The following is a 10,017-nucleotide window of genomic DNA, read 5'->3' on the forward strand; positions in this document are numbered from 1 at the left end:
TGGGATTGTTAGTATGAATCATGAGAGTTACCTCGTGTTTTGTATAAGGATTGGACACCCATATCAAAACCGGTAACTCTCAACCTTGCAAGGTCCAGTGTCAGATCAAGTCGCGACTAATACAATAAAGGTGTATTGATCTTCAATCGCGATAATTTCGCACTGATTCAGCCGCTGCTGCGCTTTTGGCGATAAACGGTATTTACTCAGCGGCTCAATGTTCAGCGTGAACGACAGGTTCAGATCCATCTCATTGATGGTTTTATGCCATTCGCGTGGCGGGATGGTACGCAGTTCATTGCGGATCAGATAGAGCGAGCTTTTCATCAGATCGTCCATCTCATCAGATCGTCCATCGACTGACGGCCTGCGCGCTCTGCGGTCATTTTGTAGACCAACCCTACCAGCAGCGTCATTACCACGAAGCTGGCAAACAGTAACAGAAAAAACTGCACAAACAGTTTTCTCATGGTATGGCGCTCTCCCAGGCGTTCGGCGCAAAAAGGTAACCTTTGTTGCGCACGGTCTTGATACGGAAGGGCTCCAGTGCATTGTCGTGCAATTTTTTGCTCAGACGGGAAATGGCCACGTCGATACTGCGATCCATGCCGTCATAACTGACACCGCGCAGATTTTTGAGCAACAAATCTCTGTCCATGGTATGTCCGGCATGGGTCGCCAATTGCCACAGTAAATCGAAATCGGCGGTGGATAGCACAATATTCTCTTCCGCGAGCGTCACTTCACGGTTAACCGGATCGATACACAGCAACCCGAAGTGCAGCGTTTTGTGCACCTGAACCTGCGCCTGTACTGTGTGTGTTTCAGGCGCGACCTGCGTGGCGGGTTGCGCCGAGTATTGACGCAAATGGAGTCGCAGGCGGGCAAGTAGTACGGCTGGCGGCGTCGTTTTCAAAATATAATCATCTGCGCCCATTTCCAGCGCCAATATGTGGTTCATGTCGCTGTCAAGTGAGGTCAGCAGCACGATCGGGCCGCTGTACAACGGGCGCAACTCGCGGCAGATGATCATGCCATCTTTTCCCGGCAGCATCACATCCAACAGCACCAGATCGGGGTTTTGCTGCGCGATGAAGTCGAGCGCTTTATCGCCGCGCGGCTCCAGATGAACGTCTATGTCATGTTTTCCCAGATAAGCCGCAATCAGTTTGCCCACTTCAGGGTCATCTTCCACAAAGGCAATCTTATGCATAGTCACCGTAGCTATTGTTCTCTATCGTCATCGTCAGCCTGCCGTGTGGCAAACCGTTTTCGTCTTGCGTTAGCATAGCGCCCACACATTAGCGGCGCCAGCAATGAAGCGTAAAAGGGTATATCGTGCAGATACCGGATTTCATTGCAATATCGTGAACTTGATAACGTGCTCGCGCTGTCAAATCACTCACGCTCGTGACAATATAGAGGGGTAACCCGTGAGCTTGGTAAAACAGGGCAGATGTATTATCGACGCTTGATGAAAGGTGATTGACGTACAAGTGACGCGATGAACCCACTGGCGAACAGGAGAGAAGGGCATGGGAGATAACCCAGAGTCTGTGTGTTCCAATGAGGCGTTAAGTATTGATTACGCTGAGTATTTGGCAGCGCTGTGTAATAAACGCTGGCGTTTTATTGATGCCATGTATGGCGTGTTGCCGATTATCGGCATGGTGACGAAATCTGCGTCGGCCCGTCAGGTCGCCCCGCAAGAGCAAATGAAAATGCTGGCAATGCGGGTGCTTTCCACGCAGGTCAACGATGAAACCAACCTGACGCGACTGATCGCGCTGGCGCAGCAGCAGAAACTGACAGCACTGAATATTGTGCTGCCGTATCCGCTGACGTCGCAGCAGTTGGTGACGATCCGCGAAGCCTGCGCGGCGTCAACAACGGTGTCGCAGCGTAATGAATGCCTGAACGTCCAGATTACACCGGTCTAGGCCGCTTGCGCGGCCCGATGGGTGATTCAGATTAATCGATAGACTGCGTTGCTTCCAATGCTTGCGCCAGCGTGGGATAAAACGTGCGGCGTCCCGCGATGGGATGCACATTGGCGAGCGCCAAGGTTTTCAGCGGTTGGAACGGAATATCGGTTATCAATAGCTGCTTGTCAGCGGGTAATGCATCGCTGAAACGCAAGAACGAATTCAGTCCTCCGGCATCCAGAATCGGCACCGCGTCCCATTGCAGAATGATGGTCTGATAATTCTCGCTGCGTTGCAGAATGTTGTTAAAAATGCGTTCCGCAGCGGCGAAAAACAGTGGGCCGTTCACCCGCAGTACCAGTCGCGTCGGCGATGAGGTTTCAGGACGTTCGCTCAGCCGGGTCATTTGGGCAATGCGGCGCATAAACAGCAGCGATGCCAACACAATCCCCACCGTAATCGCAATCACCATATCAAACAGCACGGTCAGTGACATGCAAAGCAGCATGACAATGATGTCATCTTTGGGGCCGTGACGCAGCAAATCCACCACTTTATGGGCTTCGCTCATGTTCCAGGCGACGATCAGCAGCAGCGCCGCCATGGCGGCCAATGGCAGATAAGAGAGCCAGGGGGCCAGCACCAAAAGCGCTAGCAGCACCAACAGTGCGTGCACCACTGCCGAAATGGGGGACGTTGCCCCGGCGCGCACGTTGGCGGCGGAGCGCGCGATAGCCGCGGTGGCGGTGATGCCGCCAAAGAACGGCGCGACCAGATTACCGAAGCCTTGTCCCACCAATTCGGCATTGGAGTTATGTTTTTTACCGGTCATACCATCCAGCACTACCGCGCACAGCAGTGATTCGATAGCGCCAAGCATCGCCATGGAAAATGCCGCAGGGAGCAGGGCAGAAATGCTCTGCCAGTTGAGCGTCATGGCCGGTTCACCGGCTGTGGACACGTTCCACGGTAGCACCCACTGTGGCAGAATAGGCGGAATGCCCTGACCCTGCGAGCCATCAGCCAGCATATAGCTAAAGCGGGAGCCGATGGTGGCGACATCATGGCCCATCAGCGACATGATACCCATGACAGCAACGCCTGCCAGCAGCGCAGGCAAATGACCCGGCAAGCGGATGCCCAGTTTGGGCCAAAAAACCAGCACCGCCAGCGTTGTCAGGCCAATAAGCGTGTCAGCCAGCGTCAGCGTCGGGAGCGCCTGTGCCAGCGCCATCACCTTTTCGATATAGTGCTCCGGCACGGTGGTCAGGTGCAGACCAAACAGATCCTTAATCTGCATGGTGGCAATGGTGATACCGATGCCCGAGGTAAACCCTAGAGTCACTGACAGCGGGATATATTCAATCAGGCGTCCAAAGCGGCAGACGCCCATCAACACCAAAAACACCCCGGAAAGCAGTGTGGCCATCAGCAAGCCTGAGAGGCCAAACTGCTGGGAAACCGGATAAAGAATCACCACGAAGGCTGCCGTTGGGCCGGAAACGCTATAGCGTGACCCTCCGGTTACCGCAATGACAATCCCGGCAATTGCCGAGGTGTAAAGCCCGTACTGCGGTGGAACACCGCTGGCAATCGCCAGCGCCATTGCCAGTGGAATGGCAATAATCCCTACGGTGATGCCCGCGATAATGTCGTGAACCAAACGTTGTGCGGTATATTTTTCGCGCCAACAGGCGGCGATCAGCGCACTAAAAGGCGTAACCCCGCTTACTCCATGCGTTTTCATCTTATGTCAGACCAAAAAAGGACAAAAAAATGGCGGGCAGTTGGCCCGTCGTCGATAAGTGAAGTGTAGGATACTCCTGTTAAGCGCGGAGTGTTAAGACTTACATCAAAATGCAGGGTGCCCTGACGTAAAATCAGGGCTTTCCCGTAGGATCACAGCATGATTGTCATCAAATACGCAGCAAACAGCGCTAAATGTGCGCTGCCGTTCAACACGTTGGTCCTGCCGGTTGAGAACGAAATATGACATAACATCAACACCGAGACCATGACGACGATGTTGGGCATTTCCAGACCAAAATTCAGCGTATTGCCCATTAAGCTGGCAATGACGGTTACTGCTGGCACGGTCAGTGAAATCGTGGCGAGCACCGATCCGAAAAACAGATTCATTGCACGCTGCACCTGATTACGCAGCACCGCTTTGATAGCGCCCAGCCCCTCAGGAGAGAGGATAAGCAGTGCGACCAGAAAGCCAGTGAACTGCTCTGGGGCATTCATGCGTGTCAGCAGCGCATTAAGCGGCGCAGAGTCCATTTTGGTGATACTGATCACCGCCACAAGATGAATTAGCAGCCAGGCGGTGTGCCACAACGAACTGTGTGAAAAGGGTTTGCCATGGTGCGGGTCGCCGTCATCACTTTCATCTTCATGTTCGTAGATAAACAGGCTCTGGTGCGTGCGCGTTTGGATCAGGAGAAACACGCCGTACATGGCGGCGGAAATGAGGGCGATAATCAGCGCTTGCCCGGTGGTAAAATTACCGCCCGGCAGTGAGGTGGGGAAGACCAGCACGATAATTGCCAGTGGGAAAATGGCCATCAGGTACTGCTTGATACCGATCAAATTAACGTACTGCGTGGCAAATTTCCGACCGCTAACAGTAAGGCAAATCCGACCAGGCCGCCGCTGACGATCATAATGATGGAATAAAGCGTATCACGCATCAGGTCTGGACCGGCATCGCCCGTGGCCATCAGCGCAGGGATCAGACTCACTTCAAGAATGACGACGGAGAGACTGAGGATCAGTGAGCCGTAGGGTTCGCCCAGTCGGTGGGCCAACACGTCAGCATGGCGCACTACGCTAAAGGCGCTGGCGAGAATGCCCACCAGTGCAATAAAGTTGATGCCAAGGATAGCCATCAGGTTTTGTGCATCGCTCCATTGCAGCAAGACAAACAGCGCGATGATGGGGAAGATCAGGGAATATTCGTGGTGACGCGTTTTGATCACCTCGGTGTGCGACTTCATGGCGGGCGGCTCCTTATCAAAAGTATTGAATCTTACTAACAGTGCCGCATGCCTTATTGTTCTCTTTACATGCGCCACGCGGGTAGCGACGGCAATGCATGGTTAAGGGTGTGACGTTGCGGAAAAAAGTGGCTTACAGGTATACCTGACATACTTCAAGTTGCAGATGCGTTGGCTGCACTCGTTCACCCGAATCACATACTTGAGTAAGCTCATCGGGATTAATGAACCTCATCCTGAGGTTCACCCTACGGGCCAGCGCAGGCGCTATTCAAATTTGTTCCAGACAAATTTGTCACGCCCTTCTTGCCGCCTTCCTGCAACTCGAATTATTTAAGGTATAGTTATAGCCTAAAAAACAGAAGCAGATTAGCAGAATGCGCTCAGCAGGCGGGAGATTTTAAGTAATTTTACATTCTTGGGGACTAAAATAGGATTAGTGGGGAGAATTTGGCAGTTTTCTCCCCACTGTATTGGTGTGGCTAGTGAATTTTAGCCCACTCAGTCATCTGGATTATCCATGACATCGTGACGTTTCTGGTGATAATCCTCTTCGTTTAACCCTTCACGCCAATATGGCACTGCGTAGAGCTGATTTCTCTCAACCTTGAGCTCTCTGCGTACGTAACGGCGTAGTTGCACCACGATGCGGTCTTCGCCCGCCAGCCAGAAAAATGCGCTGCTGGCGTCAATATCGCGCGTCACGGCGTGGAACTGTTGTAACAACGTATCCGTGCTGGCGGTCGAGCCGACCACCCAATTCACGCTGAGGCCAGTGGCAGACGATCGGCCTCGCTGTCGATGCGGATAACGGCATGGCCGGTGGCATCGGGGGGCAGCGCCGCAATGGCGGGCAACGAAGAGGGATCGCCTGCCAGATAATAGGCGCTGGACGCAGGCAGCATTGGGTGCGGACCACCCGGTTGAGTAATACCTACGCTGTCTCCGGGCTGCGCGTTGCGGGCAAACGTGACGGCGGGTCCGCCGTGGTCGTGCAAGGCAAAGGCAACATCCACTTCGCCCAATTCGGGCCGGAATGCATAAATAGTATAAGTGCGCACGACGGGGCGCGCCTCACCTTCTGGCCATTGTGGGCCTCGTTCTCCCAATGTGGGTAACGTAGGTGCTTTCTGGCCGGGGCGCGCTAAAAACAGTTTGATATGCGCGGCATGTCGCCCGACTGCCGAATAGTTGTGCAGTGTGTCGCTGTGAAAAGTGATGCAGCGCAAGTGCGGTGAGAGGTCGGTGATGCGTTTAACCTGGATTAGTCGGGGTTGGGCTGGGTGAAAACCTGTCGGATGAGCCATTAAATTTCTCCATCATTCAGCCGATATCGTTATTGATGTGATGGACAACATCATAGCATGTTGATGATAGTGATTATCATTTTAGTAACAGGCAAAAAGCACGCGTGGTTAAAAAGGCGTTGTTCACCCTTTTTTGTTACGATTTCAGCGTTACATTAACCCTTTGTGATTAAGATCAAGCTTGATTGCCACACAAAGAATGTCATATTCTGGAATGAGTTGCAGAAATTTTAAGCAGTTACGCTGTTTTTGTCAGAAAGAACGCGGCGGTTATTGTGGGGGTTTTAAGGTATTGTTAACAAGCGATTTTTTACAAAAGGCTGATTGTGGTACGTCTTTTGGTTGTATCGAAGAAAACTTGCTGCTCACGCCTTCGCAGCGAGCGGACTCCCTGAACCAGACGCTATCGCGTCGCCCTGATAGCCCGGTGTGGTTCTTTGGCTACGGCTCACTGATGTGGAATCCGGTATATTACACCGGAGGAAGCCCGTTTGGCCACACTTTCTGGCTGGCAGCGCGCATTTTGCCTGCGCGGCAGGACGCGGTACGGCAACGCAACCTGGACGCATGCTGGCATTAACGCCAGGTGGGAAAACGACCGGGATGGCATTTCGTTTACCGGAGGACTCACTGCGTGAAGATCTGGAACTGCTGTAGAAGCGCGAGATGATCACCGGTTGCTACCGTCCGGAATGGTGCGATCTGCGCTGCCAAAACGGCGAAACACTCACGGCGTTGGTGTTTGTTTCGCAAGAGCAACATCCTCTGATTGAAGCGGATACCTGCATACACCGCGTTGCTCCCATGATTGCCAGAGCCAGCGGTCCACTGGGAACCAACGCACAGTATCTGTTTGCACTGGAAGAGGCGCTTAAAAAACACGGTATGGCCGATGAGTGCTTAACGGCGCTGGCGCAGCGGGTGAGAGAGCTTCAGGAACAGGCGAAGCAGGCACATCCACAGCAGGGTGACTGGTGGGGCGTTTAGCATCGTTAACTAACATCGCGTTAATTAACACACCATCGAACAACACCTTATCGTGTCGCCATTGACCGCAATAAATCAGTCAATGGCGACGCAACGGGTTACCAACCTACGCCAAGGCCCAGCGTATACATGGTATCGTCCACATCCCCTTGATTACTTTCGATGCGGGTGCGCACCACGCGCATACTCAATGAAGACCAGTCGGTTAATTTGAAGCACAAGCCACCTTCCGCTTTCAAATAGATGGGTGCAGTACCATCCAGAGAACGCCCAACTTCACCGTTGGTGAAGGCTTCAATGGTTTTGCTGTACAGATAACGGTTGTAGGCCCATTTCAGACCGGCGGAGTAGAAGTTGTCTTCTTTGCCTTCCGCTTCATTCTGATAGGTAAAGATTTGGCTGTTGACCAGAGACGTCAGAGAGAACGCGCCTAAGTCATTGTCCCAGAACTGGTAACCGGGACCAAGACCGAACGAGCGGTTGACCTTGATGTTCTCGATCCAGTCGCGTTTGTAATAGTAACGCGATTGGACGAACCATTGCTCATCGAGAAATTTGTCCAGTGCGTATTCGCCGGAGGCATTCTTGGTGCTGCGCACATCATTCTCGGTGGCTTCGTGGTAAGTACCATCCACGTTGTGACACCAGGTGCCGTGGCGCATCCGGGTATCGAGGGTGACGTCGTAGTTTTCTGTCTCGGTAGAGCTCTTCTTGTGCGACATCCCGGCGTCGATATTGCCTTTCCAGGAGAAGTCAGTGACCAACGGTTTCGCGGTAACGATAGATTTGATATTGGTCAGCGCCAGCGTTTGTTCACCTTGACCTGCACCGGCAGGCGCGCCGACGACGGAACGGGTTTCACCCGCTTTCAGGCTTGGATACAGCACGCCGTTTTCATAGCGCTCGCCCTGAATCACCAACCCGTGGTCGGATTCGAAGGTTTTGACCTGATCCCAGGCAACAGAAACGGAGCCTGCATAATCCGTGGTGATAAACAGTTTGCCGCCGTCAAGCAGCGTAATTTTCCCGGTAATTTTGTCCCCGTTGTTGAGCCAGACCGTATCGGCGTAGCTTGCAGACGTGCCAGCCGTTGCCAGAGCAAAGGCCAACCCCAGGGAAGATAGTGCGCGTTTAGTATGTGTCATTTTTTGGGAGATAATACAGTGGAAGTCGTTGATGAATAATGCTGCCAATGGCGCTGGCTAAAGCAGTTGGACCGTTAATTTCGGCACTGCAAACAGTAACAGGAAATGTGATCTGGCTCTACAATAAAACATCGATTCGTTAGAATCTAAATTGTTATAAAACATATCAATGATGATTAAGCGCTATAACCAGATCAAAATCACATTTCAATAAGGTGCTATCCCCTCTGCGCCGTCCGGTGGCGCGAAGAGAGGGGAGGGACATCACGCCGTTTGTTGTGGCTTGCGCAGGTTTCTCTCAGGACGCGCCTTACGTGGCAGAAAACGCGTTGTGAGAAATTGGCGCACCCGCGTCACAATTTGCTCCTGGAACAGTAAGCAGATAACCACGGTTGCCAGCAGGAATATACCGTAGCCGGGCAGTGAAAGCTGCACGTTCCCGGCGGCCACGGCGCACTGCTCCCAATCGCTAAAGCAGGTCTTAGGATCGCCGCGCAACAGCTGCTCCAGCGTTCGGAACAGATTAAACAGCGGAACATGCAACGCAAAAATAGAGAGTGATGCTGCACCCAATCGCGGTGACCAATGGCGCAGCCAGTGGCTATCCGGATCGCGTGCCAGCGCGCTCAGACACACTAATCCCACCTGAGCGGGCAGCAGCAGACCGTTGTGCAACAAGAAATACCAGTAGGCCTCGCCATTGGTGAACAACCAGGCACCCGCGATGAAATTCAGCAGAATGAACGCGGCAACCCCCGAACGTTGGCCGCTGGTCAGCGGCATTCTGGCGCGATCGCGATAATGGCGGAATAGCGCATAGCCTAAAATCCCTGCTAAAAATTCTGGCAACCGGAAAATAGGCCCGCGTTGCAGTAAACCGGTGTAGGGCATACCAAACTGCTGCTTCCAAATAATCCAGGCAGGTGGTATCAAATAGAGCAGACAAACAATACCAAGCCACAGCCAGGGGTGACGACTGTTAAGTAAGAGTGGCCCCAGTGCAGGGAACAGCAAATAGAAGAAAAACAGCGTTGAGAGCGACCACAGCGGGGCATTGAACGTCAGAAAGTAGGGATTCCACGCTTGCAACATAAACACTTGCAGCAGGCCATTGAAGAGCAATTGTGCATTGGTCATGTAATGGCGCAGGCTTTCCGGATCGACATTTGGCTCATTGGTGTCATAAATGACAAAGCGTGCGCTGGCGACTTGGCCTTCCGGCGGAACCGCCAGCCATTGCATCAGGGTGACCACGGCGATAGAGGCGAGCAGCGCCATGATATGGATGGGATAAAGGGTGAACAGCCGTTTGGCCCAAAAATGACGGGCGGGTTCGCGCAGTTGTCCACCGCGAATATAAACGTGGGCCAGCAAAAAACTGGAAAGCACGAAAAAGGTGCTGGTGGCGAAAAAACCCATGCTGGTCAGTTCACTTAAAAAAGCACACGTTTTATCTGGGGATAAACATGAGCAGTGTGATAGATCATCACATAGCAGCCGAGCAGAAAACGCAGCCATTCCAGTCCGATAAAGTGTATTAGTCGCGACTTGATCTGACACTGGACCTTGCAAGGTTGAGAGTTACCGGTTTTGATATGGGTGTCCAATCCTTATACAAAACACGAGGTAACTCTCATGATTCATACTAACAATC

General features: G+C 52.7%; 4 protein-coding genes and 5 pseudogenes. 2 read left to right on the plus strand and 7 right to left on the minus strand.

Annotated features, from left to right (window positions below):
- Positions 1-123: 123 nt before the first annotated feature.
- Positions 124-470: pseudogene (locus ACTBDZ_RS11930) on the minus strand (two-component system sensor histidine kinase RstB); the annotation flags it as partial.
- A complete protein-coding gene (gene rstA / locus ACTBDZ_RS11935; RefSeq protein WP_438815473.1) occupies positions 467-1,213 on the minus strand; it encodes a two-component system response regulator RstA in 747 nt (248 codons plus the stop codon). The gene rstA and the pseudogene ACTBDZ_RS11930, both read right to left, overlap by 4 nt.
- Before the next feature lie 322 nt (positions 1,214-1,535).
- On the opposite strand from rstA, the gene ACTBDZ_RS11940 reads away from it, so the two are divergent.
- Entirely contained in the window at positions 1,536-1,940 is a 405-nt protein-coding gene (locus ACTBDZ_RS11940; protein WP_438815474.1) for a hypothetical protein, read from the plus strand.
- Between the two features lie 31 nt (positions 1,941-1,971).
- On the opposite strand, the gene dauA is transcribed toward ACTBDZ_RS11940, so the two are convergent.
- The 3 genes and pseudogenes from dauA to ACTBDZ_RS11955 form a co-directional block, all read right to left on the minus strand.
- Complete coding sequence (gene dauA / locus ACTBDZ_RS11945) at positions 1,972-3,672, minus strand: C4-dicarboxylic acid transporter DauA (RefSeq protein ID WP_438815475.1); 1,701 nt, start codon at positions 3,670-3,672, stop codon at positions 1,972-1,974.
- 152 nt (positions 3,673-3,824) lie between these two features.
- Positions 3,825-4,924 (minus strand): annotated as a pseudogene (gene chaA, locus ACTBDZ_RS11950) (sodium-potassium/proton antiporter ChaA).
- Between the two features lie 501 nt (positions 4,925-5,425).
- A pseudogene (locus ACTBDZ_RS11955) lies at positions 5,426-6,231 on the minus strand (siderophore-interacting protein).
- 292 nt (positions 6,232-6,523) lie between these two features.
- Between ACTBDZ_RS11955 and ACTBDZ_RS11960 the strand changes: the two are divergent.
- Positions 6,524-7,218: pseudogene (locus tag ACTBDZ_RS11960) on the plus strand (gamma-glutamylcyclotransferase).
- A 98-nt stretch (positions 7,219-7,316) separates the two neighbouring features.
- On the opposite strand, the gene ACTBDZ_RS11965 reads toward ACTBDZ_RS11960, so the two are convergent.
- Both ACTBDZ_RS11965 and ACTBDZ_RS11970 read right to left on the minus strand, forming a co-directional pair.
- Positions 7,317-8,363 (minus strand): DUF481 domain-containing protein, encoded by a 1,047-nt coding sequence (locus ACTBDZ_RS11965; protein WP_438815476.1) that lies wholly within the window; start codon positions 8,361-8,363, stop codon positions 7,317-7,319.
- Between the two features lie 264 nt (positions 8,364-8,627).
- Positions 8,628-9,916, minus strand: a pseudogene (locus tag ACTBDZ_RS11970) (acyltransferase family protein).
- Between the last annotated feature and the right edge of the window lie 101 nt (positions 9,917-10,017).

This window comes from Symbiopectobacterium sp. (genome assembly GCF_051710365.1).
Lineage (GTDB): Bacteria > Pseudomonadota > Gammaproteobacteria > Enterobacterales > Enterobacteriaceae > Symbiopectobacterium.